Origin of the sequence: Janthinobacterium aestuarii (genome assembly GCF_051380835.1) — a bacterium.
GTDB lineage: Bacteria > Pseudomonadota > Gammaproteobacteria > Burkholderiales > Burkholderiaceae_D > Janthinobacterium > Janthinobacterium aestuarii.
The window spans coordinates 229854-255881 of record NZ_JBNYXU010000001.1 but is presented as its reverse complement, the minus strand read 5'-3'; the positions used below and the strand labels follow the sequence as shown (position 1 = coordinate 255881).

The 26028-nt window shown below is 63.2% G+C and carries 25 protein-coding genes and 1 pseudogene; 15 read left to right on the top strand and 11 right to left on the bottom strand.

What is annotated here, in order from left to right:
* Positions 1 to 23: 23 nt before the first annotated feature.
* The 3 genes from ACQ4WO_RS01140 to ACQ4WO_RS01130 are packed head-to-tail and all read right to left on the bottom strand — an operon-like array spanning position 24 to position 1527.
* Entirely contained in the window at positions 24 to 722 is a 699-nt protein-coding gene (locus ACQ4WO_RS01140) for a FecR domain-containing protein (protein WP_436479889.1), read from the bottom strand.
* Positions 605 to 1012 carry a DUF4880 domain-containing protein gene (locus ACQ4WO_RS01135; protein ID WP_436479888.1) on the bottom strand — a complete coding sequence of 136 codons (408 nt, stop codon included), beginning with the start codon at positions 1010 to 1012 and terminating at the stop codon, positions 605 to 607. The genes ACQ4WO_RS01140 and ACQ4WO_RS01135 overlap by 118 nt, the downstream gene beginning before the upstream one ends.
* Positions 1013 to 1017: 5 nt before the next feature.
* Positions 1018 to 1527, bottom strand: a complete 510-nt coding sequence (locus ACQ4WO_RS01130; protein ID WP_436479887.1) for a sigma-70 family RNA polymerase sigma factor — start codon at positions 1525 to 1527, stop codon at positions 1018 to 1020.
* A gap of 239 nt (positions 1528 to 1766) precedes the next feature.
* Here ACQ4WO_RS01130 and ffh point away from each other — a divergent pair, with 239 nt between their 5' ends.
* A complete protein-coding gene (gene ffh, locus ACQ4WO_RS01125) occupies positions 1767 to 3134 on the top strand; it encodes a signal recognition particle protein (protein WP_034746567.1) in 1368 nt (455 codons plus the stop codon).
* A gap of 430 nt (positions 3135 to 3564) precedes the next feature.
* Positions 3565 to 3960, top strand: coding sequence for an SWIB/MDM2 domain-containing protein (locus ACQ4WO_RS01120; RefSeq protein WP_071650146.1), 396 nt, complete (start codon positions 3565 to 3567; stop codon positions 3958 to 3960).
* A gap of 146 nt (positions 3961 to 4106) precedes the next feature.
* Here the strand turns inward: ACQ4WO_RS01120 and ACQ4WO_RS01115 are convergent, their stop codons facing one another.
* Together ACQ4WO_RS01115 and ACQ4WO_RS01110 are read right to left on the bottom strand one after the other, a co-directional pair.
* A complete protein-coding gene (locus tag ACQ4WO_RS01115) occupies positions 4107 to 4724 on the bottom strand; it encodes a lytic transglycosylase domain-containing protein (protein WP_436479886.1) in 618 nt (205 codons plus the stop codon).
* A complete protein-coding gene (locus ACQ4WO_RS01110; protein ID WP_436479885.1) occupies positions 4721 to 6460 on the bottom strand; it encodes a proline--tRNA ligase in 1740 nt (579 codons plus the stop codon). Before ACQ4WO_RS01110 ends, ACQ4WO_RS01115 begins: the two co-directional genes overlap by 4 nt.
* Positions 6461 to 6664: 204 nt before the next feature.
* Here ACQ4WO_RS01110 and ACQ4WO_RS01105 point away from each other — a divergent pair, with 204 nt between their 5' ends.
* Positions 6665 to 7297 carry an RNA pyrophosphohydrolase gene (locus ACQ4WO_RS01105; protein WP_034746553.1) on the top strand — a complete coding sequence of 211 codons (633 nt, stop codon included), beginning with the start codon at positions 6665 to 6667 and terminating at the stop codon, positions 7295 to 7297.
* Positions 7298 to 7397: 100 nt separating this feature from the next.
* Here ACQ4WO_RS01105 and mqo read toward each other — a convergent pair whose 3' ends face one another.
* Entirely contained in the window at positions 7398 to 8996 is a 1599-nt protein-coding gene (gene mqo, locus ACQ4WO_RS01100) for a malate dehydrogenase (quinone) (RefSeq protein ID WP_436479884.1), read from the bottom strand.
* 442 nt (positions 8997 to 9438) lie between these two features.
* Here mqo and ACQ4WO_RS01095 point away from each other — a divergent pair, with 442 nt between their 5' ends.
* From ACQ4WO_RS01095 to ACQ4WO_RS01080, 4 genes are read left to right on the top strand one after another with little or no spacing between them, the layout of a single operon-like run.
* Positions 9439 to 9861: a DUF1841 family protein gene (locus ACQ4WO_RS01095; protein ID WP_436479883.1), complete on the top strand. Its 423-nt coding sequence runs from the start codon at positions 9439 to 9441 to the stop codon at positions 9859 to 9861.
* Between the two features lie 46 nt (positions 9862 to 9907).
* Positions 9908 to 11026, top strand: coding sequence for a saccharopine dehydrogenase family protein (locus ACQ4WO_RS01090; protein WP_436479882.1), 1119 nt, complete (start codon positions 9908 to 9910; stop codon positions 11024 to 11026).
* Positions 11023 to 11493 (top strand): DUF2269 family protein, encoded by a 471-nt coding sequence (locus tag ACQ4WO_RS01085; RefSeq protein WP_436479881.1) that lies wholly within the window; start codon positions 11023 to 11025, stop codon positions 11491 to 11493. Before ACQ4WO_RS01090 ends, ACQ4WO_RS01085 begins: the two co-directional genes overlap by 4 nt.
* Complete coding sequence (locus ACQ4WO_RS01080; RefSeq protein ID WP_436479880.1) at positions 11490 to 11873, top strand: DoxX-like family protein; 384 nt, start codon at positions 11490 to 11492, stop codon at positions 11871 to 11873. Before ACQ4WO_RS01085 ends, ACQ4WO_RS01080 begins: the two co-directional genes overlap by 4 nt.
* A gap of 48 nt (positions 11874 to 11921) precedes the next feature.
* Here ACQ4WO_RS01080 and ACQ4WO_RS01075 read toward each other — a convergent pair whose 3' ends face one another.
* The 3 genes from ACQ4WO_RS01075 to nirK are packed head-to-tail and all read right to left on the bottom strand — an operon-like array spanning position 11922 to position 16404.
* A complete protein-coding gene (locus ACQ4WO_RS01075; protein ID WP_436479879.1) occupies positions 11922 to 14195 on the bottom strand; it encodes a nitric-oxide reductase large subunit in 2274 nt (757 codons plus the stop codon).
* A 14-nt stretch (positions 14196 to 14209) separates the two neighbouring features.
* Positions 14210 to 14887 carry an iron-sulfur cluster repair protein YtfE gene (gene ytfE / locus ACQ4WO_RS01070; protein WP_436479878.1) on the bottom strand — a complete coding sequence of 226 codons (678 nt, stop codon included), beginning with the start codon at positions 14885 to 14887 and terminating at the stop codon, positions 14210 to 14212.
* 26 nt (positions 14888 to 14913) lie between these two features.
* Positions 14914 to 16404 carry a copper-containing nitrite reductase gene (gene nirK, locus ACQ4WO_RS01065; protein WP_436479877.1) on the bottom strand — a complete coding sequence of 497 codons (1491 nt, stop codon included), beginning with the start codon at positions 16402 to 16404 and terminating at the stop codon, positions 14914 to 14916.
* Between the two features lie 150 nt (positions 16405 to 16554).
* Here nirK and norR point away from each other — a divergent pair, with 150 nt between their 5' ends.
* Positions 16555 to 18111, top strand: coding sequence for a nitric oxide reductase transcriptional regulator NorR (norR, locus tag ACQ4WO_RS01060; protein ID WP_139090737.1), 1557 nt, complete (start codon positions 16555 to 16557; stop codon positions 18109 to 18111).
* 14 nt (positions 18112 to 18125) lie between these two features.
* Here norR and ACQ4WO_RS01055 read toward each other — a convergent pair whose 3' ends face one another.
* Positions 18126 to 18467: a c-type cytochrome gene (locus ACQ4WO_RS01055; RefSeq protein ID WP_034746527.1), complete on the bottom strand. Its 342-nt coding sequence runs from the start codon at positions 18465 to 18467 to the stop codon at positions 18126 to 18128.
* Between the two features lie 11 nt (positions 18468 to 18478).
* On the bottom strand, positions 18479 to 18808 hold the full coding sequence (locus ACQ4WO_RS01050) for a c-type cytochrome (protein WP_034746524.1): 330 nt from the start codon (positions 18806 to 18808) through the stop codon (positions 18479 to 18481).
* A 233-nt stretch (positions 18809 to 19041) separates the two neighbouring features.
* Here ACQ4WO_RS01050 and ACQ4WO_RS01045 point away from each other — a divergent pair, with 233 nt between their 5' ends.
* The 7 genes and pseudogenes from ACQ4WO_RS01045 to ACQ4WO_RS01015 all read left to right on the top strand — a co-directional run bounded on the left by ACQ4WO_RS01045 (position 19042) and on the right by ACQ4WO_RS01015 (position 25938).
* Positions 19042 to 19911, top strand: a complete 870-nt coding sequence (locus tag ACQ4WO_RS01045; RefSeq protein WP_436479876.1) for an AAA family ATPase — start codon at positions 19042 to 19044, stop codon at positions 19909 to 19911.
* 9 nt (positions 19912 to 19920) lie between these two features.
* Complete coding sequence (locus ACQ4WO_RS01040; protein ID WP_436479875.1) at positions 19921 to 20559, top strand: GNAT family N-acetyltransferase; 639 nt, start codon at positions 19921 to 19923, stop codon at positions 20557 to 20559.
* Positions 20553 to 21722, top strand: coding sequence for a vWA domain-containing protein (locus ACQ4WO_RS01035; RefSeq protein ID WP_034746518.1), 1170 nt, complete (start codon positions 20553 to 20555; stop codon positions 21720 to 21722). Before ACQ4WO_RS01040 ends, ACQ4WO_RS01035 begins: the two co-directional genes overlap by 7 nt.
* A 312-nt stretch (positions 21723 to 22034) precedes the next feature.
* Positions 22035 to 23222, top strand: a complete 1188-nt coding sequence (locus ACQ4WO_RS01030) for a cation:proton antiporter (RefSeq protein ID WP_046684256.1) — start codon at positions 22035 to 22037, stop codon at positions 23220 to 23222.
* Positions 23223 to 24353 (top strand): YbdK family carboxylate-amine ligase, encoded by a 1131-nt coding sequence (locus ACQ4WO_RS01025; protein ID WP_034746510.1) that lies wholly within the window; start codon positions 23223 to 23225, stop codon positions 24351 to 24353.
* Positions 24354 to 24621: 268 nt separating this feature from the next.
* Positions 24622 to 25104, top strand: a pseudogene (locus tag ACQ4WO_RS01020) (sigma-70 family RNA polymerase sigma factor); the annotation flags it as partial.
* Positions 25105 to 25293: 189 nt separating this feature from the next.
* Entirely contained in the window at positions 25294 to 25938 is a 645-nt protein-coding gene (locus ACQ4WO_RS01015; RefSeq protein WP_436480627.1) for a FecR domain-containing protein, read from the top strand.
* Positions 25939 to 26028 lie beyond the last annotated feature (90 nt).

Below are 26028 nucleotides of genomic sequence, written 5' to 3'. Positions count from 1 at the left end.
ACAAAAAACGGGCAGCCGGATGGCTAAATATTTTTTAATGACATGGCCGGTTCGACCGTCACCCAGTAGCGCGTGCGGCTGCGCACCTGCACGGGCAGGGAGTTGGGCAGCATGTTCAAAATGCGCTGGGTGTCGGCCAGCGGGAACACGCCCGACAGGCGCAGCTGGGCCACTTGCGGCTCGCAGTCGATCACGCCGGGGCGGTAGCGGGCCAGGTCGGCCAGGAAATCGCCCAAGGTCACGTCGTCGACGATCAGTTGCCCGCGCGACCAGGCGTCCGCATACGCACCGAGGGCGTGCGGCGCGTCCAGCGCGTGGCGGGAAAATGCCACGCCGCGCCCGGCCGCCAGCAGCAAGGGGGCGCCGCTGCCGTCGCGGGGGCGGATTTCAACGGCGCTGTCAAACACGTCCACGGTGCTGTAGTCATCCTGCTGGCGCACGGCAAAGCGCGTGCCCAGCGCGCGCACCAGACCTTCGCGCGTGGCCACTTCCAGCGGCGCGCCGCCGCCGGCGCCATGGCCGCTGGCGACGAGGATTTCGCCAGCCAGCAGCTCGATCAGGCGGCGGCTGGCATCGAAACGCACGTTCACGGCCGATCCCGTATTCAGGCTGAGCACACTGCCATCGTCCAGCACCACCTCACGCCGCTCGCCCGTGGCCGTGCGGTAGTCGGCACGCAGGACGCGCACGCCATCCCAGGCATCCGTCTGCGCGGCCAGCATGCCGCCGCCGGCCGCCACGCCAGCAACTGGCGCCGCTTGCCGTTGACGGCTTTCTGCTGCGTGCCGGCCAGCGCCTGCGCGGCCGCACCGCGGTGCAAGCCGTTGAAGCGCTGCGACACGGCTTCGATATGCCGCCAGGCCCGCTCATGTTCCGGATCGGCCTCGCGCCAGCGCTGCCATGCGGCCTGTTGCGCCGAATCCATCTCGCCCGACATCAGCATGGTCAGCCACTCGGCCGCCTGCTGCTGCACCTCCTCGCGGATGGCCGCCGGGGCCGCAGCACTCTCCAACGTGCTCATGCCGGCAGCGAGAAAAACACCTGGCGGTTGGCGCGCGTCAGGTATTGCTTGACCGAGCTGGCCGACACGTTCAGGCGCGCGGCGATCTCGGCATAGCTGAGCCCTTCCAGTTGCGCCAGCAGGAACGCCGTGCGCACGGGCGCGGGCAAGCCAGCAAGGGCCTGATCGATTTCCTGCAAGGCTTCCAGCGCCAGCAGCCGTTCCTCCGGCGCGGGCGCCACTTCGGGCGGCAGGCAAGCCAGCGCTTCCAGATAGGCGTCTTCCAGCAGTTGCCGGCGGTGGCGGTGCGCCACCAGGCGGCGCGCGATGGTGGCCAGGAAAGGCCGCGCTTCGCGGATCCGCGGCGCGGCATCGGCCGTCAGCACGCTGACGAAGGTGTCTTGCGCCAGGTCCGCTGCCTCGCCCGCATTGCCCAGCTTATGCCGCAGCCAGCCCTGCAGCCAGCCGTGATGGCTGCTGTAGAGCGCGTGCAGGTCTTGTTGCTGTGCAAAATCGGCGGCCGACATGGCATCCCTTTCCGCCCGGGCGTACGGCACCCGAGAATGTAAATAAGAATTATTCTCATTTTAACCGCGTTCCTGCCATTCATGCAATCGCGGCATTGCCAGAAATACCAAGTAATTCAAAAGCAGGCCAACCGCCAGGCGGCGCAGCGCGGGACCGCCGACAACCCGCGATAAGGTAAAATGGCGCCCATCGTCCGGCTTGCGCCGCCCACTCCCAAGCTTTTCATTGCAGGTTCATCATGCTAGATAATCTCACCCAACGGCTTGCCAAAGTCGTCAAGACCATGCGCGGCGAGGCGCGCCTGACCGAAGCGAACACCGCCGACATGCTGCGCGAAGTGCGCCTGGCGCTGCTCGAAGCCGACGTCGCCCTGCCCGCCGTGCGCGAATTCATCGCCAAAGTCAAAGAAAAAGCCATGGGCGAGGATGTCATTTCCTCGCTCACGCCGGGCCAGGCCCTGGTGGGCGTGGTGCAGCGCGAGCTGGCCGCCCTGATGGGCGCCGACCTGGGACCGGAAGCGTCGCAGATCAGCTTTGCGCAGCAGCCGCCCGCCATCATCCTGATGGCCGGTCTGCAGGGTGTGGGTAAAACCACCACCGTCGGCAAGCTGGCGAAGTACCTGAAGGAAGAAAAGAAAAAGAAAGTACTGACCGTCTCGGCCGACGTGTACCGTCCAGCCGCGATCGCCCAGCTGCAATCGGTCACCGCCCAGGTGGGCGCCGACTTCTTCCCGTCCACCAGCACGGACAAGCCGGTCGATATCGCGCTGGCCGCGCTGGACTGGGCGAAAAAGCATTACCACGATGTGCTGATCATCGATACGGCGGGCCGTCTCGGTATCGACGAAGAGATGATGCGCGAAATCGCCGCCGTCCACGGCGCCGTGAAACCGATCGAAACCCTGTTTGTCGTCGACGCCATGCTGGGCCAGGACGCCATCAACACGGCCAAAGCCTTTAACGATGCGCTGCCGCTGACCGGTATCGTGCTGACCAAGCTCGATGGCGATGCGCGCGGCGGTGCGGCCCTGTCCGTGCGCCACATCACGGGCAAACCGATCAAGTTTGCCGGTGTCTCGGAAAAACTCGACGGCCTGGAAGCGTTCGACCCGACCCGCATGGCCAACCGCATCCTGGGCATGGGCGACATCCTCGCCCTGGTGGAAGAAGCGCGCAAGGGCGTCGACAGCAAGGCGGCGGCCGATCTGGCGCAGAAAATCAAGGTCGGCGGCAAGTTCGACATGAACGACTTCAAGGCGCAACTGGGCCAGATGAAGAAAATGGGCGGCATGGCCAACCTGATGGACAAGCTGCCGGCCCAGTTCCAGCAGGCGGCTGGCGGCAAGAACATGGATCAAGCCGACAAACAGGTGCGCCGCATGTGCGGCATCATCGACTCGATGACGCCGCAGGAACGCGCCAAGCCTGAACTGATCAAGGCCACGCGCAAGCGCCGCATCGCCGCCGGCGCCGGCGTGCAGGTGCAGGAAGTGAACCGCATGCTGACGCAATTCGAGCAAATGCAGACGATGATGAAGAAATTGTCGGGCGGCGGCATGATGAAGATGATGCGCAGTATGAAAGGCATGATGCCTGGCATGAGGTAAGGCTTCAAAATCCGCTGCGCGGTGGTCTTTGCGGCCGGCGATGCTCACCGTACTTTAGTACGGTTGCGCTTCTCGGCCACAATTACCATCCGCTCGCTGTGATTTTGAAGGCCTTTTTTACGCCGCGTGAGACGTAGTTCAAGTCAAAAAACATCGTTCTAAATAATGCCGGATTGCATTTTCATGTGTCCGGCATCCTTTCTTCCCGCCCCCGCAGCGCCCCTCCCCGCATAGCCAGCAACCATGCCATTTACGGGCAAAAACGCCGTTCTGCGCTCCCAAGCGGTGCGCCCGGGCGACAGCATTGCCATTTCCCTGCTTTTTCCTCGTGAAAACGTGAAAAACACTTGCATACTAGGTAAATCCACACCAATATTAGCCGTGCGATTAATTGCGCAATTTCCCATGTGTTTGTTAAGGAGGCTCGAAGATGGCAACAGCCAAAAAAACCCCAGTAGCAGCGCCAGCCAAAGCAGCAGCAGCCAAGCCTGCAGCCGCCAAGAAAGCAGCACCCGCAGCCAAAGCGGCAGCTAAACCTGCAGCGGCGAAGAAAGCGGCAGCACCGGCAACACCACGCAAGCCAAACGCAGCATTCATGAAAGCAATGACGCCATCGAAAGATCTGGCCGCCGTTGTTGGCGCAGCACCACTGCCGCGCACGGAAGTGACCAAAAAGGTATGGGATTACATCAAAAAACTCGATCTGCAAGATCCGGCCAACCGCCGCATGATCAATGCGGACGACAAGCTGAAAGCAGTTTTCGGCGGCAAAGCCCAAGTCTCCATGTTTGAAATGACCAAACTGATCTCCGATCATTTGAAATAATCAGATACGCACAGGGCGTTTTGCGCCGTGTGAGTGCCCCGCCGCATCCGCGAGCGGGGCATTTTTTTTGGCATTTTGGGGTCAGACCCTCGACACCGTTAACACAGAGCTCTGCGCCAACGCTGCCGGGGGTCTGACCCCAGCCTTCATTTGAATTCCCACTGCCGCCAAGCCGCCCGCACCGCATTCGGATACTCGGCCCGTCCCCGGCTGCCGTTGTAACGCCCCAGCGCCAGGTACAAATCGCCCTTTTCCATGTCCAGGTACATGCGCAGAATCGCGCAGCCGTAGCGCAGATTCGTCTGCATATGAAACAGCTTGCTGCGGTCATGATCGCCGATGACGCCAGTCCAGAATGGCATCACCTGCATGTAGCCGCGCGCGCCGGCCAGCGAGACGGCGTATTTGCGGTAGGCCGACTCGACCTGGATCAGACCCAGCACGAGGGCCGGCTCCAGGCCCGCTCGGCGCGATTCGTACCATACGGTTTCCAGGAATTCCGTGCGCAGCTGGGCGTCCGGCAGCTTGCGCTGCAGGCGCGACGACATCTGCGCCAGCCATTGCTGGTAGCGCTGCAAGTCGGCAGGCGTGGCAAATTTGGGTTGCGGCGGGCGTTCGTCGCGGATCGCATGCGACAGGGCCAGGCGGACGGAGTCGGCCAGCGCCTCCTCCTTCTGGTTGCCGGCCTGCGCCGGAGAGACGCAGGCCAGGCTGGCGGCCAGCGCGAGCGCGCCAGCCGTCTTGCTTACTGATAGACGCTTCACTGCGCCATTTGGCCCTGGATGAAGGCGACGATCTCGTCCGGCGCCACGCCAGTCGCTTCCGCGTCGCGGCGGCCCTGGTATTCCAGCTTGCCTTCTTTCAGGCCGCGCTCGCCGATGACGATGCGGTGCGGCACGCCGATCAGCTCCCAGTCGGCGAACATGGCGCCTGGACGCAAGCCACGGTCGTCGACGATGACGTCCACGCCAGCGCCTTGCAGGGCCGCGTACAGCTTCTCCGTCTCTTCCTTGACCAGTTCGCTGCGCTCCATGCCCATCGGGCACAGCACGACCTCGAACGGCGCGATCGACGCTGGCCAGATGATGCCCTTGTCATCGAAGTTCTGTTCGATGGCGGCGCCCAGGATGCGCGTCACGCCGATGCCGTAGCAACCCATCTGCAGCGGCGCAGGCTTGCCGTTTTCATCGAGGAAAGTGGCTTTCATGCTTTCCGAGTACGCCGTACCCAGCTGGAACACGTGGCCCACTTCGATGCCGCGCTCGATGGCCAGTGCGCCCTGGCCGTCCGGCGAAGCGTCGCCGGCGACGACGTTGCGCAAATCGGCCACGATGGCAGGCTCGGCCACGTCGCGGCCCCAGTTGGCGCCCGTGTAGTGGAAACCGGCGTCATTCGCGCCGCAAACGAAGTCGCTCATGTGGGCAACCGTGCGGTCCGCCACCACGGTGACCGGTGCTTTGGTGCCGATCGGGCCCAGATAGCCGGGAATCGTGCCGTAGACTTCCAGAATTTCCGCTTCCGTCGAGAAACGGTGACCGGCCAGGCCGGCAACCTTGCCCACCTTGATCTCGTTCAATTCATGGTCGCCGCGCAGCAGCAGCATGAAATGCTGTTTCGTGACTTTCTCGTCCTTGCCCGTCGTTTCCACGGTCAGGGCGATGGTTTTCACGGTGCGCGACAGCTCGATACCCAGCAGGGTAGCCACGGTTTCGCACTTGACGGTATCCGGCGTGGCCGTTTTCGTCAGTGCCTGGGCGGCAGCCGGGCGCTCGCCCGCTGGCGGCAGCGCTTCGGCCGCTTCCATGTTGGCCGCGTAGTCGGACGTCGGGCAGTACACGAGCGCGTCTTCGCCCGTGTGGGCGATGACGTGGAATTCATGCGAACCGGAACCGCCGATGGCGCCGTTATCGGCGGCCACGGCGCGGAATTTCAGGCCGAAACGCGTGAAGATGCGCGTGTAGGCGTCAAACATGACCTTGTACGACGCTTGCATGCCGGCCAGGTCGCGGTCGAACGAGTAGGCGTCCTTCATCGTAAATTCGCGGCCGCGCATCAGGCCGAAGCGTGGGCGGCGCTCGTCGCGGAACTTGGTCTGGATATGATAAAAATTCAACGGCAGCTGGCGGTAGGACTTGATTTCCGTGCGCACGACGTCCGTGATGACTTCTTCCGACGTCGGCTGGATCGCGTATTCGCGGCCGTGGCGGTCTTTCACGCGCATCAGTTCGTCGCCCATCTTGGTCCAGCGGCCCGTCTCTTGCCACAGTTCGGCCGGCTGCACGAGCGGCATCAGCAGTTCGATGGCGGCGGCTTTGTTCATCTCGTCACGGATGATGGCTTCCACCTTGCGGATCACGCGCAAGCCCATCGGCATATAGGTATAGATGCCGGAACCGAGGCGTTTGATCATGCCTGCACGCATCATCAATTGGTGACTGACGATTTCCGCGTCAGAAGGTGCATCTTTAAGTGTGGAAATAAAAAAACGGGAGGCGCGCATAACGGTGAATTCTTTTTAAAAAGAGAGGGTTATAATCAACCTAATTTTAAAGGATTAGCTGGCTGATGCGTCCATACTTTACACAAATGCGCTCAATTGGTGCGATTCCGGCGCTTTTCGCACCCCGAAAAGGTCACCGGCTTGCGAAGTTGTGGGTAATTATGTAAAAAAGGACGCTCTGTCGCAGAAAGTTTGAGGTGCATTATGCTCGACCGTGAAGGGTTTCGGCCCAACGTCGGCATCATCCTGCTAAACGCCCAGAACGAGGTGTGGTGGGGCAAGCGGGTGCGCGAGCACTCATGGCAGTTTCCGCAAGGCGGTATCAAATATGGCGAAACACCGGAACAAGCCATGTTTCGCGAACTTGAAGAGGAAATCGGACTCAGACAGGAACACGTCAAAATTGTCGGCCGCACCCGCGACTGGCTGCGCTATGAAGTGCCAGACCACTTCATCAAGCGCGAGATTCGCGGCCATTACCGTGGCCAGAAGCAGATTTGGTTTCTGCTGAGAATGTGCGCGCGCGATAACGACGTCAATCTGCGCCTGACCGACCATCCCGAGTTCGACGCCTGGCGCTGGCATGAATACTGGGTCCCGCTCGATGTCGTCATTGAATTTAAACGCGATGTGTACCAGCGCGCCTTGCAGGAGCTGTCCCGCTTCCTGACCTGGCCCGTGCATGGCAACGCACAGCAAGCGCACCGCCACACGTCGCGCTACCTGCGCCAGCCCCATGCGCCACGGGCACAGGACGGTACGGCTGTGGCCAAGCCTTGCGACGGCATTGCCGCCGAAGGGTGTACGCCGGAGCTGATTCTGCCGGGCAAGGAGTAGTCCGCCGCAATGAACGCACTCTCCCACGCAAAAGGGGCAGCCTGAACAGGCTGCCCCTTTTTTCATGCCGGCAGGAAACTCCCCTGCCGGTCAGGCTGACTTAGTTTGCTGCCGCAGCTGGCGCAGCGGCGGGAACATCCAGGGTGATGGCTTTGAGGCCCAGGATATTGCTGCTGTAGTGGCGGATTTTGTTGGCCAGGGCCGGATCGTTGTTCAGCTTTTGGCCGTACGACGGCACCATTTCCAGCATCTTCGCTTGCCACTCCGGCGTGGCCAGGCGGCTCTTGAATGCCGTTTGCAGCACCTTGATCATGATCGGCGGCGCGGTCGAAGCACCCGGCGATGCGCCCAGCAGGGCAACGATGCTGCCATCGGCGGCGCCGACGACTTCCGTGCCGAACTGCAGCAAGCCGCCTTTGACAGGGTCATCCTTGACGATCTGCACGCGCTGGCCCGCGTTTTGCAAGGTCCAGTCTTCCATCTTGGCGTTCGGCAGGTATTCGCGCAGGGTTTTCAAACGGTCTTCCGGCGTGTTCATCACTTGCTCGACCAAGTATTTCGTCAGTGGAATATTGTCGTAGCCGGCTTGCAGCATCGGTTTCACGTTGCCCGTGCCGATCGAGGCAGGCAAGTCGATCCACGAACCGTTTTTCAGGAACTTGGTCGAGAAGGTGGCAAACGGGCCAAACAGCAGGGCTTTCTTGCCATCGATGATGCGCGTGTCCAGATGCGGCACGGACATCGGCGGCGAACCGACGGACGCCTTGCCGTAGACCTTGGCCGCATGCGCCGCCACCAGTTCCGGATTGGTCGTCACCAGCCATTGGCCGCCGACCGGCACGCCGCCGTAGCCCTTGGCTTCAGGAATGCCCGATTTTTCCAGCAGCGGCAGCGAACCGCCGCCGGCGCCGATGAAGACGAACTTGGCGCGCATGATTTTTTCCTTGCCGGCGGCCAGGTCTTTCACCGTCACGTTCCACACGCCATCGGCGCCGCGCTGGATGTCTTCCACCTGGTGGCGCAGGTGCAAAGTCATGCCGTGGCTGTCCGTCAGGTATTTCACGAGACCGCGCGTGAGGTTGCCGAAATTGACGTCGGTACCGATTTCCATGCGCGTCGCGGCCACTTTCTGGCCCTTGTCACGGCCTTGCATGACGAGCGGTGCCCACTGCTCGATCTGCGCCTGGTCTTCCGAGAACAGCATGCCCTTGAACAGATTTTCCTTTTGCAGCGCGGCATAGCGCTTCTTCAAAAAGGAAATATTGTCGTCGCCCCAGACAAAGGCCATGTGCGGCACGTTGTTGATGAAGGTTTGCGGCGCGCCCAGGTGCTTGTTGGCGACCTGATAGGCCCAGAATTGCTTGGAGATTTCGAATTGCTCGTTGATGGCAACGGCTTTCTTGGTCTCGATGCTGCCATCGGCCGCTTCCGGCGTGTAGTTCAGTTCGGCAAACGCCGAGTGGCCCGTGCCAGCGTTGTTCATCGCGTCCGAGCTTTCGGCGGCCACGGAATCGAGGCGCTCGACCATTTCCATCGTCAGCGACGGGTCGAGTTCCTTGAGCATGCTGCCCAGGGTGGCGCTCATGGTGCCGGCGCCGATCAGCAGCACGTCGACCGGTTTTTCGGACGAGGCCGGAGGGGTCTTGTTACATGCCGACAGGATCAGGCACGACATCAAAAGTAATAGCGATTTACGCATACGTAACTCCGTTTATGAATACTGAAGGATGATTCTTGCGCGCCACCGTGACGGCACCATCGCTGCATGGAATGCAAACAGCCGGCCAGCCGGAACGCCAGGGCGGCCGGACAGCTCGATGTCGATGGTGATAGGCATGCTGCCGCGCTCCGGGATAAACCAGGAGCAAGATCTGGTGGCAAAGGTGCGGGCAATGGAAGCACGGAGTGACAACAAAATCGTCATCGTGTCCAGAGCAAATATCAAGAGCGGCGATTTTATCACCGTTATTTGGCGCCGCCGGGCTGTGGCGGTAGTGGATAATACTTACTGCAGGGTATTAAATTTCGGTGACTATCGGGTCACGAAAGCGGGCGTCAGACGGCAAAAAGGGCATCCTCGATGCCCTTCATTGACGTACGCGGTACAATGCCGGCTGCCCTTTAGCCATAGCCATTCAGCCATGTTCAACCCCTCTTCCGACGATGTGCGCCGCTTCTTTTGCGATACTTTGCGCAAGCACCGCGCCCATGACATCCTCACGCCGATGGAAGCCATCGCGCTCGACTGGATCCTCGAACACCCCGAGTATGAAAACGAGCTCTCCGACGTCGAAGCGGCGCTGGCGCGCGACTACTCCGTCGAAGGGGGCCAGGCCAATCCGTTCCTGCACCTGTCCATGCATCTGTCGATCACGGAGCAGGTGCAGGTGGACCAGCCGCGCGGCATCCGCCCGGCCGTCCAGCAGCTGACCCAGCGCCTCGATTCGGCCCATGCCGCCCAGCATGAAGTGATGGAATGCCTGGGCCAGATGATCTGGGCTTCGCAGCGCTCGGGCTTGCCGCCGGATACGGAAGCCTACATAGACTGCGTGTGGCGCCGCTGATCAGGTAGTATCATGTTGCCAAGAAACTCAGCCACTGAAGGATATCTTGGCCCATCACACCATTCTCGTACTCGGCGGTTACGGTTTTTTCGGCACGCGCATTTGCCAGGCGCTAGCCGGCAATCAGAATATCCATCTGCTGGTGACCGGGCGCGACGCCGCCAGGGCCCGGGCACTGGCGGCGCAATTGGGCTTGCCGCCGCGGCAAGCACTGGCGCTCGATGCCGATGCACCTGATCTGGCGCGGCGCCTGGCCGAACTGGGCGTCGATACACTGATCCATACCGCCGGCCCGTTCCAAGGCCAGGATTACCGCGTCGCCCGTGCGGCGATCGAGGCCGGCGCCAACTATATCGACCTGGCCGACGGCCGCGATTTTGTCGCCGGCATCGCCAGCCTCGACGACTTCGCGCGCCAGCGCGGCGTGTTCGTCACCAGCGGCGCCAGCTCGCTGCCAGCGCTGTCCTCGGCCGTGGTGGACCGCTACCTGCCGCGCTTTCGCCAGCTCACATCGATCCGCCACGGCATCGCCTCCGGCGCCCGCGCGCCGGGTATCGCCACCATGGCAGGCATCTTCTCGTACTGTGGCAAACCGTTCCAGCGCCTGGTTGCCGGCAGCCAGCAGACCACGCACGGCTGGCTCGACCTGAAACGCCACCGCTTTGCCGCGCCCGTGGGAGGGCGCTTGCTGGGCAGCTGCGACGTGCCCGACCTGGCGCTGTTCCCGCAACGCTATCCGGGCCTCGAGACCGTCACTTTTCACGCCGGTTTTGCCGGTGCGCCCGGCCATATGTTCGTCTGGGCCGCCGCGCAACTGGTGCGCCTGGGCCTGTTGCGCAGCCTGCTGCCACTGGTCAGGCCATTGCACGCCATCAGCCAATTGGTGGAACCGGTGGTCAGCGACAAAGGCGCGATGTTCGTGACGCTGGAAGGCACGGGACTCGATGGCCTGCCGCTGACGCTGACCTGGCAATTGCTGGCGGCGCAAAACCACGGCCCGCATATCCCGTGCGGCGCGTCGATCGCGCTGGCGAACCGGTTGGCCAGCGCCAGCACCGGTGGCGTGCCGCTACCGCGCGGCGCAATGCCCTGTGTCGGCCTGCTCACGGTGGAAAATTACCTGGCCGCGCTGCAAGGCCATGACGTGACCGAGGTACCGGCATGAGCTGGTACCTGTTCGTCAAATGGCTGCATATCCTCAGCGCCACCATCCTGTTTGGCACCGGCATCGGCATCGCTTTCTTCAAGTGGATCAACGACCGGGGTGGCGAGGTGCGTACGATCCGCCTGTCGGCCGAAAAGACCGTGCTGGCCGACTGGCTGTTCACCACGCCGGCCGTCATTGTCCAGCCGCTGTCCGGACTGGCCCTGGCGCACCTGGCCGGCTATCCGATCCTGTCCGGCTGGGTCCTCGCCTCGATGCTGCTGTATGCGGTGGCCGGCGCCTGCTGGCTACCCGTGGTATGGCTGCAGATCCGCATGCGCAGCCTGGCCCGCCTGGCTGACGACACGGGCACACCGCTGCCGCGCCTGTACTGGTTCTATGCGCGCTGCTGGTTCTGGCTTGGCGTGCCCGCATTTGCCGCACTCATGCTGGTCTACTGGCTGATGGTTGCCAAGCCCGCGCCATGACGCCAGCCAAGCTGCAAGGGCTGTACTGGGCCATGCGCCTCGGTATGGCCTTTATCTGGCTATGGACGGCGTTTGTGTCCTGGTATCTGTATCCGCATGCCGAATCGCTCGCATGGCTGCGCCGCAGCGGCATCACACTGCATACGGAACACGTGTTTGCCGCCTCCTGCCTGGCCGACCTGGCCATGGGCATCGCCTCGCTGTTCCATGCCAGGCCGTTGCTATGGTGGATGCAGTGCGCGCTGGTGGCCGGCTATACACTGGTGATCGCCGTCTTCCTGCCGGAATTCCTGATACACCCTTTCGGGCCGCTGACGAAAAATATCCCGCTGGTCGCCGGCCTCGTCTTCCTGGCCCTATATGAAAAAAGCCGTGGCTAGCACGGCTTCGGAAGATCGATCAACAACACTCGGCGGCGCAGCAACCGATCAGGCTGGCCGTACCGCCTGTGGCAGCGCGGGTGCCTTCGCCTTGTCCATCAATCCCAGCACCACCTGCAGCGCCATGGCGATGGCGCCGCCGATGAAGACCACGTCGCCGAAGGTACGTATCCAGCGCAGATTCTGCAGCAGTGGCTGCTGCATGAACGCTTCGCTGCGCGCATACCACAGGCCTTCCGTCACGCTGGCGTGGAACTGGATGATGCCTATCGGCAGCAAGCTGGTAAAGATCATCAGCACCAGGCCCACGTTCAAGCCCCAGAACGCCGTCTTCATCAAGGCAGGGCTGAAGCGGTAGTCGGGGCGCAGATAGCGCAGCACCAGCAAGGTAAAGCCCAGCGCCAGGAAACCGTACACGCCGAACAGCGCCGCATGCGCATGCACGGGGGTCGTGTTCAGGCCCTGGATGTAGTACAGGGCGACGGGCGGATTGATCATGAAGCCCAGCACGCCGGCGCCCAGCATGTTCCAGAAGGCGACGGCGACAAAGCACATGAGCGGCCAGCGCAGGTTTTCCATCCATGGCGCGCGTTCCTTCAGGCGCCAGTTTTCCCACGCTTCATGCCCCAGCACGATCAGCGGCACCACTTCCAGCGCGCTGAAGCTCGCGCCGATGGCCATCACGGGCGTGGTGGTGCCGGCGAAGTACAGGTGGTGGAAAGTGCCGGGTATCCCGCCCAGCATGAACAGCGAGGCCGACGCCAGGCTGGCCGCCGTGGCCATGCGCACCGACACCAGGCCCAGGGTCGAGAAGATGAAGGCCAGCGCCGTCGTGGCGAACACTTCAAAGAAACCTTCCACCCACAGGTGCACCACCCACCAGCGCCAGTACTCCATCACGGACAGGTGCGTGCGCTCGCCGTAGAACAGGCCGGCGCCGTAGAACAGGCCGATGGCGCCCACGGATGCGGTCAAGAGCGCCAGCAGGTTCTTGTCGCCGCCCGGCTTGCGCAGGGCCGGCACGACACCGCGCAGCATCAAGACGAGCCACAGCAAAATGCCCACGTATTTACCAATCTGCCACAAGCGTCCCAGGTCCACATATTCATAACCCTGATGGCCGAGCCAGAAATTCCACTCGGGCGGCATCACTTGCGCGATGGCCAGGTAGTTGCCGATGAAGGAGCCGACCACCACGGCGACGAGGGCCCAGAACAGCACGTCGACACCGAGGCGCTGCCACTTGGGGTCCTTGCCTCCATTGATCAGGGGCGCGAGGAACAGGCCGGCGGCCAGGAAGCCGGTGGCGATCCAGAACAGCGCGGCCTGAATATGCCAGGTGCGCGTGAGCGCATACGGGAACCAGCGCGACACGTCAATGCCGTAGAACTGCTGCCCTTCCACCGTGTAGTGCGCCGTGAAGCCGCCGATGAAGACCTGGAAGATGAACAGCGCCACCACCAGGAACAGGTACTTGCCCAGTCCCCGCTGCGAAGGCGTCAGCGCGAAAGTGGTAAGCGGGTCGCGCGGACCGGCTGCAGGCAGCGCTTCGTCATGGTCGCGCAAGAAGGCCCAGCCCCAGACGAGGAAGCCCACGCCGGCCAGCAGCACCACCACGCTGGCAACCGACCAGACGAGGTTTTCGCCGCTGGGCTGGTTGCCGATCAGCGGTTCGTGCGGCCAGTTGTTCGTATAGGTCACTTTCTGGCCAGGACGCTCGGTGGCGGCAGCCCACGCTGTCCAGAAGAAGAACTGCGTCATCTGTGCGCGCCGCTCGGCGCTGGGCAGGGTGTTTTCCTTCATGGCGAAGTGTTCGCGGCTTTTTTGCAGCGCCGGCGCATCGGAAAACAGCTGGTCGTAATAGTGCGCCGTGTTGGCAATCGCTTGCACGCGGCGCGGCGACAGGCGCAGCACTTGCGCATCATCGGCCCGGTTGCCGCGGTATTCGATTTTGAGCGCTTCGCGCAGCGCCGCCTGCGCGGGACCGTCGAGCGCCGCGTACGCCTTGCCATGCTGCTCTTGCGCGGCCAGTTCCAGCCAGGCCGTCAGTTCGCGGTGCAGCCAGTCGGCCGTCCAGTCGGGCGCCTGGTAGGCGCCGTGGCCCCAGATGGAGCCGAGCTGCATGCCGCCGACCGATTGCCAGGCCGTTTGGCCATCGAGGATGCCCTCGCGGTCGAACAGTTGCCGACCATCCTGCGCCAGCACCTGCGCGGGGATCGGCGGCGCCTGCCGGTACACTTCGGCGCCGTAGTAGCCGAGCAGCGAAAACGTCACGATCAGCACACCGATCAGGGTGAACCAGAGTTTTTTGTAGGGACCCATGGGTCTTTCCTTTGTCAGTGCACCACGGCCGGCGCAAAGCGCTCGAACAGGATATTGTTTTCAGTATGGATGTGCGCCATCAGGTCTTCGCGGAAGGTGCGCAAGCCCGTGTACAGCGCGCGCCAGGTGGTGCAGGCGCCGGCCGGCGCGGTGATGTCGTGCGTCATTTCCTCCATCGCGCGCAAGGCCACGCCATGGTCGTCGTGCTCCATGCGCATCACGTTGATGGGCGCGCCGGCCCGGGGGCCCTGGCCGCGCACGATCATGGGGAACAGCACGTCTTCTTCCTTGCGCATATGGCTTTCCAGCTCCTGCGCCATGGCCGACAGGTGTTCCGCCAGCCCGTGCGGACAGTCGGCGCGGTCGCCATGCACCTGCTCGACCTTGCGCGCCAGGCGTATCAGCTCGGGCAGCTGTTCGCGGTGCACGGCGTGGTAACGCGACAGGATGTGTTCCACCAGCTCGGTGGCCGAAGCTTCCTGCCAGTCACGCTCGCCGCTGGCGTCAGTCCGCCCTGCCAGCACTTGCAGTTCCTTGACGATGGGCGCCGTGTCCACGCCGGCCGCTTCGGCCGCCGCGCGCAGGGTCTTGTTGCCGCCGCAGCAGAAATCCAGGCGGTGGGCATCGAACAGGCGCGTGGCGCCGGGGATGCGTCGGGCCAGCTGGCCCAGGGATTGGTCGATCATTTCCATAATGGTTCCTTGATGATGAATGGGGTTTATTGACGGGCACCAGCGTGGTAGACGCCGGGTACGGGTTCGCCAGTCACTTCCAGCACGCCCACGGCGCCCTTGCCGGCGCGCGACAGCGCATGGTCGACCAGCAGATAGCTGCCAGGATGCTGTACCTTGAGTTCGACGATGGTCGCGCCGCCCGGTGCCACCAGGGTGGTTTGCACGTCGTGTTTCGGGCTGCTGATCGAGCCTTCGCTGTACACCTTGTCGAAGATCTCGCCGATGATGTGGAACGATGAAATCTTGTTCGGACCGCCGACGCCGAAATAGATGCGCACCGTTTCTCCAACTTTCGCCTGCAATTTGTGCGTCTTGCTCAGCGCGCCCACTTCGCCGTTGAAGACGTAGTAGTCGGGCAGCTCATTGGCCATTTTTTCCAGGTTCGGTTCCTGGTGCACGGGTGCGCCGTGCGGACGGCCCGTGTACATCTCGCCCTGCATCACGTAGTACTCGCGGTCGACTTTTGAGAGTCCGCCTTCCGGTTCGACCAGGATCATGCCGTACATGCCGGCCGCGATATGCTGCGGCACCAGCGGCGTGGCGCAGTGGTACACATACAGGCCCGGATTGAGCGCCTTGAAAGTGACGGTTTTTTCCTGCCCCGGTGCCACCTGCGTGTGCTGTCCGCCGCCATGGCCGCCCGTCACGGCGTGCAGGTCGATCGAGTGGATCATCTTGCTGTCCTTGGCGTTGAACAGGGTCAGCTCCACCGTGTCGCCCACCTTCGCGCGCAGCATCGGGCCGGGCACCTGGCGGTTGAAGGTCCAGTAGGTAAAACTGGTGCCGTCATCGAGCTTGCCCGGCAGTTCCACCGTCTCCATCCGGTATTTCAGGGTTTGCGGCGCGCGCGCGCCGATGGCGGTCGGCACGGAGGCCGGATTGGCCGCCACGCTGACGGCCGAGGGATCGGGGCCGCGCATCGGCGACGGCGCGGGCGTGTACAGGGCCAGCGCCGCGGCCTGGCTCGATTCGCTGGCAGCGCTGCCGGCGCCAGCGCCAGCGGCCTTCGGTGTTCCGGCTTCGGCCAGCGAGGTGCCGGTCACTTCCAGCTTGCCTTCCATGCCGATCTGGCGGTGGCCGGGGATCGAGCAGTAATAGGTGAACGTGCCGGCGCGCGTGACCTTGAAGCGCACGGTGGTGCTGCCGCTGTTGGCGCTGAACTTGGCCGAGGCCACATTCAATTCCGGGATCAGCAGATCGTGCTCGGCGCCTTCGCCGCTTTTCAGCACGAGTTCCACCGTGTCACCCACCTTGGCCGCCAGTACGGGGTTGACCTGGCCCTTGGCGTCGATGAACACCATCTTGCCGTCGACGATATTGGTTTGCAGTTCATAGCGCTTGACCGCGGCGGTGGCGGGTTTGGCGGCGGTGGCGGCGGCGCTGGCCGGCAGGCTCGCCTGGGCTTGCACGGACAGGGGCATGGCCAGTACGCAGACGGCGGCGGCAATGGCGCGGAGGGAGGGAGTCGTTTTCATCAAGCTTTCCTTGGTCTTGTATGCCGGTTCGGCACCCTTACCTAGGCAATCCGTGTGCCAGGAAAAACTTGTTTTAAATCAACGATTTGAAAAATGCAGGGTCGATATGACCCTTTTCAAGCATGGTCCGTTGTACCCTGCATGGTACTTATGACCACCACCGCCATCCACCTGCTGCTACTCACCGACCTGGTCGCCGACCTGCCCGTGGCCGTGCGCCTGCAGCGCCTCGTCGGCAGCCTGCGCGCCCACTTCGGCTGCGAGGCCGTGGCCTTGCTCAAGCTCGACGGCGAGCATTTGCGCCCCGTGGCGATGGCCGGCCTGGCCAACGACGCGCTGGGACGCCGCTTCGCCGTCGCCGACCATCCGCGCCTGGCCGCCATCCTGCAGCGGCGCGGCGTGCTGTGCTTCCACCACGACAGCTCGCTGCCCGATCCCTACGATGGCCTGATCGCCGAGCGGGCCGGCGAGCCGCTGCCCGTGCACGACTGCATGGGCATGGCGCTGGACCTGGAAGGCGAACGCTGGGGCGTGATCACGCTCGACGCGCTGCAGGTGGGCACCTTCGATACGCAAGCGCAGCGCGACCTGGGCGAACTGGCCTGCGCCATCGAGGCGGCCGTGCGCGTGACCCGCCTGGAGACGGAAATCCGCGCCCTGCGCCTGTCGGGCGGCGCCATGCTGGCCGACGCGCAAGCGCCGCGCGAGGAACACGATTTCGTGGGCCAGAGCAGCGCCATCACGCACTTGCTGCACGAATTGCAGGTGGTGGCCGATTCCGAGCTGCCCGTTCTGCTGCTGGGAGAGACGGGCGTGGGCAAGGAATTGTGCGCGCACCGCCTGCACCGGCTGTCGCGCCGCGCGGGCAAGCCTTTGATCCATGTCAATTGCGCGGCTTTGCCCGAGTCCCTGGCCGAAAGCGAATTGTTCGGCCATGTGCGCGGTGCGTTTTCCGGCGCCGTCAGCGACCGGCCCGGGCGCTTCGAGGCGGCCGAAGGAGGCACCCTGTTTCTCGATGAAGTGGGCGAATTGCCATTGTCGATACAGGCCAAGCTGCTGCGCACCTTGCAAAATGGGGAAATCCAGCGCCTGGGCGCGGACCGGCCGCGCCGGGTCAACGTGCGCGTGATCGCCGCCACCAACCGCAGCTTGCGCGAACACGTGCGCGACGGCTCGTTCCGCGCCGACCTGTATCACCGTTTATCCGTCTATCCCGTGCCGATTCCGCCGCTGCGCGAGCGGGGCAATGACGTGCTGCTGCTGGCCGGGGGATTCCTGGAACTGAACCGCGCGCGCCTGGGCTTACGCAGCCTGCGCCTGTCCGCCGCGGCGGAAAACGCCTTGTGCCACTACCGCTGGCCGGGCAATGTGCGCGAACTGGAACATGTGATCAGCCGGGCCGCGCTGAAAGCCGTGATACGCGGCGCGGACCGCAAGGACATCGTGACCCTGGAAACGGATATGCTCGACCTCGATGCGCTGGAAGCGCCGGCCGGCACGGACGCGCTGCCGCTGGCGCCAGCCGCGTGCGGCACACCGGCGGCGCCGCTGCTATCGATGCATCAGATCGTGGAAGCGAGCCAGCGCCAGGCGATCCGGCAAGCGCTGGTGCTGCATCAGGATAACTGGGCCGCTGCGGCGCGGCAGTTGGGACTCGATGCCAGCAATTTGCATAAACTTGCTCGCCGGGTGGGGCTGAAAGCCTGAGCCGGCGTTACCGCTCAGCGATGGGTCACCAGGCTGCTCGGCAAGCTGTGCAGATAAGCGGCCAGGTCCTTGATGTCCTGGTTGCTCAGCGGTTTTACCTGGCCCGTCATGATGGCGTTGTTGCGGCCGTTGGCCTTGTCGCCCCGTTTATACGCGGTCAGCGCATGTTCCAGGTAATCCTTGTGCTGGCCCGCCAGTTTCGGGTACGACGGGTCGATGGGCGAACTGTAATCCTTGCCGTGGCAGGTGGCGCAGCTGTATTTTTCGGCCAGGGCCTTGCCCGTGTTGATATTGCCGGCGGCGCTGGCGGAAAACGAGACGGTGGCGCAAACGAGGGCGGCGAGTAATTTTTTCATCGGGCTGGTCCTCAGTTCGTCTTGGCTTGTTGCGCATAATACGCGGCGACATCGGCGATATCCTGGTCCGACAGGCTGCTGGCGATGCCCTTCATGCTGGGGTGCTTGCGGTCGCCCTTCTTGTAGGCTTGCAGCGCATTCTCGATATATTTTGCCGGCTGGCCGCCGATCATCGGCACCTGGAATACTTCAGGGAAGGTTGCCTTGTAACCGGGAATGCCGTGGCAGCCGATACACATTTCCACCTTGGCAGGGGCTGCCTTGGCGTTTCCTACAATGTCAGCCGCTGTGACGGCATTTGCTATGCCGGCAAGCACGAGAAGTGCAAATATTTTTTTCATAGTGGCAATGTGAACAAAGGTAATCGGAGAAACGCCAGAGCTGGTTTTTTTTGATTTTATGTGTTGACAATTAAGGTTGCCAATTAATCTGCTGCTTGCCGATTCTAGCCAAGATATTCTTGCAAGTCCACCTATAAAACCCGCATTGTAGGCACGCAGGCACAGGCCGTCCGCGTGACGCTGGGCCACAGTTCTGTTTATACTCACCATTTCCCTACTTTGGCAGACCGCTCATGCAAGCACAGCACCCCCAGCAAGGCCAACGCTTCGAAGGTTCCGACAGCTATGTCGCCACCGCCGACCTGAAACTGGCCGTGAATGCGGCGCTGACCCTGCAACGCCCGCTGCTGATCAAGGGAGAACCGGGCACGGGCAAGACCATGCTGGCCGAGGAAGTGGCCGCCGCGCTGAACATGCCGCTGATGCAATGGCATATCAAATCGACTACCAAGGCGCAGCAGGGCCTGTACGAATACGACGCCGTCTCGCGCCTGCGCGATTCGCAGCTGGGCGACGAGCGCGTGCGCGACATCCAGAACTACATCGTCAAGGGCGTGCTGTGGCAGGCGTTCACGGCGCCCAAACCGGTGGTACTCTTGATCGATGAAATCGACAAGGCCGACATCGAATTCCCGAACGACCTGCTGCGCGAACTGGACCGCATGGAGTTCTACGTGTACGAGACGCGCGAAATGGTCACGGCGCGCCACCGCCCGCTCGTCATCATCACCTCGAACAACGAGAAGGAATTGCCGGACGCCTTTTTGCGCCGCTGCTTCTTCCACTACATCAAATTCCCGGACAAGGACACGATGGAGCAGATCGTCGCCGTCCACTACCCGCACCTGAAACAGGAATTGCTGGCGCAGGCGCTGCAAACCTTCTATGAAGTGCGCGACGTGCCGGGTCTGAAGAAAAAACCGTCGACGTCGGAATTCCTCGACTGGTTGAAACTCCTGCTGGCCGAGGACATCCCGGCCGAAGCCTTGCGCAGCAAGGACAACAAGGCCGTCGTGCCGCCGCTGCACGGGGCGCTGCTGAAAAACGAGCAGGACGTGCACCTGTTCGAGCGTCTGATGTTCATGTCGCGCACCAACCGCTAAGGAGCGCCGGTGAACGACATCAGCCCCGACAAGGTCTTCGTCCCCCTGGAACTGCACGGCATCCGCCTCGAAGCGCTGGCGCCGCACCATGCGGCCGGCCTGCGCGCGGCGGCCATGGATGGCGAACTGTGGAATCTGCGCGTCACCTCCGTGCCCGAGCCGGACCAGGTGGACCAGTACATTTTCAAGGGCGTCGAGATGCGCCCTTCGCGCTTCGCCTTTGCCGTCGTCGACGCGGCCAGCGGCGAGGTGCTCGGCACCACCAGCTACCACGACGTGGTACCGGCCATCGGGCGCCTGGAAATCGGCTACACCTGGTATGCGAAGCGCTGCCAGCGCAGCCACGTCAACACCACCTGCAAATTGCTGCTGCTGGCGCACGCCTTCGACACGCTCGGCTGCGCGCTGGTGGGCCTGCGCACCGATAATTTCAACCACGCCTCGCAGGCGGCCATCGAACGCCTGGGCGCGAAAAAGGATGGCGTGCTGCGCCACCATGCGCTACGCCGCGACGGCACCGTGCGCGACACCGTCATGTACAGCATCACGCGCGGCGAGTGGCCGGAAATCGCCGCCCACCTGCGCTACAAACTGGCGCAGCGCCCCATCGCCGCACTGCCCCGCGCGGGAGAGCGGTCGCCATGCTGATCGATTTCTTCTTCACGCTCAAGGACGCGAAGATTCCGGTCTCGATCAAGGAATTTTTGACCTTGCTTGAGGCGCTGCAAAAGAACGTCATCGACGCTTCGATGGATGATTTTTACTATCTGTCGCGCCTGACCCTGGTCAAGGATGAAGCCCATTTCGACAAGTTCGACCGCGCGTTTGCCCAGTATTTCAAGGGCGTCAACGCGGCCTTCGACACGAACGCGGCGATTCCGCTCGACTGGCTGCTCAAGCGCATGCAGCGCGAGCTGTCCGAGGAGCAGAAGGCGCAGCTGGAAAAATTCGGCTACGACAAGCTGATGGACCGCCTGAACGAACTGCTGAAGGAGCAGAAGGAGCGCCACGAGGGCGGCAGCAAGTGGATAGGCACGGGCGGCACGTCGCCGTTCGGCAACGGCGGCACGAATCCGGAAGGCATCCGCATCGGCGGCAAGGGCGGCAACCGCACGGCCGTGAAAGTATGGGAAGCGCGCAGCTACAAGGATTACGACGGCGAGCGCGAACTGGGCACGCGCAACATCAAGGTGGCGCTGCGCCGCCTGCGCAAGTTCGCGCGCGAAGGGGCGGAAGACGAACTGGCGCTGGACGCCACCATCGCCGCCACGGCGAACAATGCGGGCTACCTCGACATCAGGATGCGGCCCGAGCGCAAGAACCGCATCAAGGTGCTGATGCTGCTCGACGTGGGCGGCAGCATGGATGACCATATCGAGCGCACCGAGGAGCTGTTCTCGGCGGCGAAGACGGAATTCAAGAACATGGAGTTCTTTTACTTCCATAACTGCGTCTACGATTACCTGTGGAAGAACAACCGGCGCCGTAACGCCGAGCGTTTTCCCACCTGGGACGTGCTGCGCAAATACCCGCCCGACACCAAGCTGATCTTCGTCGGCGACGCCACCATGAGCCCCTATGAAATCCTGCAGCCGGGCGGCAGCGTCGAATACAACAACGAGGAAGCGGGATCGACGTGGCTGGCGCGCTTTACCCAGGCGTTCCCGAAATTCATCTGGCTCAATCCCGAATCGGAGGGATTGTGGCAGTACCGCCAATCGATCGGCGTGATGCGGCAGTTGATGAACAACCGCATGTTCCCTCTGTCGATCGACGGGCTGGAGCGGGGCATGCGTCTGCTCAGTAAATAAAAGCGCCCAACAAAAAGTCCATGGCGGCAGGGGGCCGCCATGCCGTACACTGCGACACGGCACTACCGTGCGGAGCATCTCCGCTGCGGGCGGGTACCATACGCTGATACCAGCCCTGCCCAACCTGCTGCATCCTGTGCGCGGCCGCCATGGCCGCGACACTGTTCGATTGCGCACATCGTGCGCGCCTTCTGCTCCGGTAGAATCGGCGCATCGCTCTGCGCAAACAATGCACCATCGCTGCACCACGACATTGCCGCGCCAGCCCCCGTGCTGCCGGCCGGTGCCAGCGCCATTTTCAAAGGAATGAGCATGCAAAGTCTGATCTCGATCGCCGCCGACCTGTCCTGGCCGTTCGCCATTACCCTGGCCTGGGTGGTGGGCGAATTCGGCCACCGCTGGACTGGCCTGCCGCGCATCAGTTTTTACGGCGTGATCGGATTCGTCCTCGCGCAGACACAGGTGGGCATCCTGCCGCAGACGGACGCCGGTCCCATGCTGGTGCTGGCCGACGTGGCCTTCGGCCTGATCCTGTTCGAGGTGGGCTACCGCATCAATCTGCGCTGGCTGAAGAACAATCCGTGGATCGCCGTCACGGGCCTGGTCGAATCCCTGCTGACCTTTGCCGTCGTCTACTTCATCGGCATCGAATTCGGCAGCACCTCGATGACGGCGCTGCTGCTGGCATCGCTGGCCATGTCCACCTCGCCGGCCACCATCATGCGCGTCATCAACGAGGAACGCAGCTCGGGCCAGGTCACGGAGCGCATCGTCCACCTCACGGCCTTGAATTGCGTGCTGGCCGTCTTCACGTTCAACATCATCGTCGGCTTCTGGATGTTCCAGAGCTCCACCGACCTGATCGAGGCGAGCAGCAGCAGCGCCGCCGTGCTGGCCGCCTCGGTGGCCGCCGGCACCGTCTTCGGCATCGTCGTGCCGGCCATGCTGCGCCGCCTGGGCAATATGGCGCAGGATGCCACCGTGGCGTTCGCGCTGTCGGTGATGCTGCTCGTCGCCCTGACCTACACCACCAGCCTGTCGCCGCTGCTGGCCACGCTCACCTTCGGCCTGGTGGCGCGCCACCGCCGTGTCGCCTTCAGCCAGGCGCAGCGCAATTTCGGCGCCATGGGCGAGCTGCTGACGGTGCTGCTGTTCGTGTATGCCGCCTCGACCCTGGAATGGGCCAGCGTGACGGCCGGCGCGGGCCTTGCCCTGGCCGTCGTCGGCGGACGCTTGCTGACGAAGGTCGCCGGCGTGGCCGCGTTTTCGCACGTGAGCGGCATTTCCTGGCGCAAGGGCGTGCTGACGGGCGTGGCGCTGACGCCCGTTTCCGTCTTCATCATCCTGCTGCTCGAACACGCGCGCCAGCACGGCGTGAACTTCGGCGACGAATTGAACGCCCTGGCCGCCATCACGCTGGGCCTGGAACTGGTCGGCCCCGTGCTGGTGCAGCGCGTGCTGATGCTGGCCAAAGAAACCCATGAAATCAAGGAGCGCTAAATGCCGCTGGAACCCTTTGGCCAATCGGCCGCGCTGACCTTCGGCGTCGAACTCGAACTGCAACTGGTGAACCTGTCGGACTACGACTTGACGGCCGCCAGCCCCGACCTGCTGCATCTGCTGAATAAAAAACCGTTCCCCGGCAACGTCACGCCGGAAATCACCGAGAGCATGATCGAGATCAACTCGAGCGTGCACACGCATCACGGCCCCCTGCTGGCGCAATTGCAGGAAATCCGCGACACATTGATCACGGCCGGCGACAAGCTCAATATCGGCATCGCGGGCGGCGGCACGCACCCGTTCCAGCAATGGTCGTCGCAAAAGATCTTTTCCAAGCCCCGCTTCCAGGAGATTTCGGAGCTGTACGGCTACCTGGCCAAGCAGTTCACCATCTTCGGCCAGCACGTGCACATCGGCTGCGCCTCGGGCGACGACGCCATGTTCCTGCTGCATTCGCTGAACCGCTACATCCCCCACTTCATCGCCCTGTCGGCTTCCTCGCCCTACGTGCAGGGCCGCGACACCCTGTTCGATTCGGCCCGCCTGAACTCCGTGTTCGCGTTTCCCATGAGCGGGCGCGCGCCGTTCACCCTGAGCTGGGACCAGTTCTCCAACGAGTATTTCGCCAAGATGGAGAACACGGGCATCATCAAGAGCATGAAGGATTTTTACTGGGATATCCGTCCCAAGCCGGAATTCGGCACCATCGAACTGCGCGTGTGCGACACGCCGCTGACGGTGGAACGGGCCGCCGCGCTGGCCGCCTACCTGCAGGCCCTGTGCCGCTACCTGCTCGAACGCAAGGAGGTGCCACCAGTCGAAGACGATTACCTCGTGTATAACTACAACCGCTTCCAGGCTTGCCGCTTCGGCCTCGACGGCGCCATCACGCATCCGAAAACCTACGAGACGATGTCGCTGCGTGAAGACATCATGACCACCCTGCGCAAGATGGAACCGCACGCCGAGGCGCTGGGCAGCACGCCGGCACTGAAACACCTGTCGGACGTGGCCAAGCAATGGAGCGACGCGCAATACCTGCGCAAGCAGCACAGCTTGCAGGGCAGCGCCGAGGGCATGGTCGATTCGGCCATCAGATGTTTTCGCGGCGAGCCGATGAACTACTAAGGCTGCTCAGCCTGGAAACGTAGGTCGGATTAGCCCGTAGGGCGTAATCCGACAACATTGTTAGCGCCAGTGCTGGCGTCGGATTACGGTCCTTCGGACCTCGGCGGCCCCACCTAGTCCGACCTACCCTCTCTTCAACCCAAAAAACCACACCGCGCCTCCCCGTCATTTACAGCGCCATCCCCTGCTTGTTACAATAAGTGAGAATGATTCTTATTATTGTTTAAAAACGCCAGCCCACCGGGTTGGCCATGCAAGGGGGAATGCGATGCCGCTGGCAAAGCCGTTACAACGCCAGGACATCGCGACACTGTATGCCAACCACCACGGCTGGCTGCAGGGCTGGCTGCGCAAGAAACTGGGCAGCACGGCGTGCGCGGCCGATGTGGCGCAGGACACCTTCATGCGCCTGCTCGACCGCGAAGACGCCGTCGCCGCGCGCGAACCGCGCGCCTTTCTCGCCACTGTCGCCCAGCGCGTGCTGTTCAACCATTACCGCCGCCAGAAACTGGAACAGGCTTACCTCGACGTGCTGGCGCAGCTGCCGCCCCTGCATGCGCCGTCGCCCGAGGATCGGGCGCTGCTGCTGGCCACCGTGTTTGAACTCGACCGCATGCTCGACGGCTTGCCGCCTCCCGTGAAACGGGCTTTTTTGCTACGCCAGTTCGACGAACTGCCGCAGGAAGACATCGCGCGCCAGCTCGGCATCTCGCTGGCCACCGTGAAACGCCATCTGCAGCGCGCCGGCAGCGCCACGCAGGCGTGGCAGCAGCTGCAAACGCAGCACGAACACCTGCCGTCCGCCGTGCACGCGACCCTGCTGCGCGCCTGCGTGCAAGCGAACGCGCCGCGCCGCCACGCCGTCAAAACCCTGGCACTGCTGCTGGCCTGCGGCGCCTCGCTGTATGCGTTCGAACGCCGCAGCCCATGGCGCGGCTGGATGGCCGACTACCGCACGGCCGTCAACCAGCGCCGCGTCGTGACCCTCGATGACGGCACGCAGCTCACGCTCAATACCAATAGCGCCGTCAATATCGCTTACGACGGCGTACAGCGCCGCATCGAACTGCTGGCCGGTGAAATCTTCATCGCCACCGGCAAGGATGCGGCGCAGCGCCCCTTCTTCGTCGGTACGCCGCACGGCAGCCTGCAGGCGCTGGGCACGCGTTTCACCGTGCGCCTGCACGAGCAATACGCCTGCGCCGGCGTGCTCGAAGGGGCCGTCGCCGTGCTGGCCGATGATGGCGCGCAGCGCCTGGTGCTGCGTCCCGGCGAAGGCGCCCATTTCGACGGCACGGGCGTGCACCGCCAGGCCCTGGCGCCGTATGGCGGCGCGTGGCTCAATGGCATGCTCGTGGCGCACGACATGCGCCTGGCCGATTTCCTCGCCGAGCTGTCGCGCTACAGCGACCATCCATTGACCTGCGCGCCCGCCATCGCCGGCCTGCGCGTCTCCGGCTCCTACCCGCTGGCCGATATCGATGCCATCCTCGACGCCGTCGGCGCCAGCCTGCAGCTGCGGCGCCATACTGTCACGCGCTTCTGGGGCCATCAAGTCGTCAGGATAGAACTGGCGGCCCGCTGAAAAATATTTTCTGCAAAGTGAGCTGTTTCTCCGTGCTTGCGTGACCTGGAAGATAGGCAGTCTCCATCTTGCGCATCCACGAAAGGTTTT

Bases quoted from the DNA above. Each gene is read 5' to 3' on its own strand.
- ACQ4WO_RS01140 (WP_436479889.1), bottom strand. From the start codon at position 722: ATGCTGGCCGCGCAGACGGATGCCTGGGATGGCGTGCGCGTCCTGCGT.
- ACQ4WO_RS01130 (WP_436479887.1), bottom strand. From the start codon at position 1,527: ATGTCGGCCGCCGATTTTGCACAGCAACAAGACCTGCACGCGCTCTAC.
- ffh (WP_034746567.1), top strand. From the start codon at position 1,767: ATGCTAGATAATCTCACCCAACGGCTTGCCAAAGTCGTCAAGACCATG.
- ACQ4WO_RS01120 (WP_071650146.1), top strand. From the start codon at position 3,565: ATGGCAACAGCCAAAAAAACCCCAGTAGCAGCGCCAGCCAAAGCAGCA.
- ACQ4WO_RS01110 (WP_436479885.1), bottom strand. From the start codon at position 6,460: ATGCGCGCCTCCCGTTTTTTTATTTCCACACTTAAAGATGCACCTTCT.
- ACQ4WO_RS01105 (WP_034746553.1), top strand. From the start codon at position 6,665: ATGCTCGACCGTGAAGGGTTTCGGCCCAACGTCGGCATCATCCTGCTA.
- mqo (WP_436479884.1), bottom strand. From the start codon at position 8,996: ATGCGTAAATCGCTATTACTTTTGATGTCGTGCCTGATCCTGTCGGCA.
- ACQ4WO_RS01095 (WP_436479883.1), top strand. From the start codon at position 9,439: ATGTTCAACCCCTCTTCCGACGATGTGCGCCGCTTCTTTTGCGATACT.
- ACQ4WO_RS01085 (WP_436479881.1), top strand. From the start codon at position 11,023: ATGAGCTGGTACCTGTTCGTCAAATGGCTGCATATCCTCAGCGCCACC.
- ACQ4WO_RS01080 (WP_436479880.1), top strand. From the start codon at position 11,490: ATGACGCCAGCCAAGCTGCAAGGGCTGTACTGGGCCATGCGCCTCGGT.
- ACQ4WO_RS01075 (WP_436479879.1), bottom strand. From the start codon at position 14,195: ATGGGTCCCTACAAAAAACTCTGGTTCACCCTGATCGGTGTGCTGATC.
- ytfE (WP_436479878.1), bottom strand. From the start codon at position 14,887: ATGGAAATGATCGACCAATCCCTGGGCCAGCTGGCCCGACGCATCCCC.
- nirK (WP_436479877.1), bottom strand. From the start codon at position 16,404: ATGAAAACGACTCCCTCCCTCCGCGCCATTGCCGCCGCCGTCTGCGTA.
- norR (WP_139090737.1), top strand. From the start codon at position 16,555: ATGACCACCACCGCCATCCACCTGCTGCTACTCACCGACCTGGTCGCC.
- ACQ4WO_RS01055 (WP_034746527.1), bottom strand. From the start codon at position 18,467: ATGAAAAAATTACTCGCCGCCCTCGTTTGCGCCACCGTCTCGTTTTCC.
- ACQ4WO_RS01050 (WP_034746524.1), bottom strand. From the start codon at position 18,808: ATGAAAAAAATATTTGCACTTCTCGTGCTTGCCGGCATAGCAAATGCC.
- ACQ4WO_RS01045 (WP_436479876.1), top strand. From the start codon at position 19,042: ATGCAAGCACAGCACCCCCAGCAAGGCCAACGCTTCGAAGGTTCCGAC.
- ACQ4WO_RS01035 (WP_034746518.1), top strand. From the start codon at position 20,553: ATGCTGATCGATTTCTTCTTCACGCTCAAGGACGCGAAGATTCCGGTC.
- ACQ4WO_RS01030 (WP_046684256.1), top strand. From the start codon at position 22,035: ATGCAAAGTCTGATCTCGATCGCCGCCGACCTGTCCTGGCCGTTCGCC.
- ACQ4WO_RS01025 (WP_034746510.1), top strand. From the start codon at position 23,223: ATGCCGCTGGAACCCTTTGGCCAATCGGCCGCGCTGACCTTCGGCGTC.
- ACQ4WO_RS01015 (WP_436480627.1), top strand. From the start codon at position 25,294: ATGGCCGACTACCGCACGGCCGTCAACCAGCGCCGCGTCGTGACCCTC.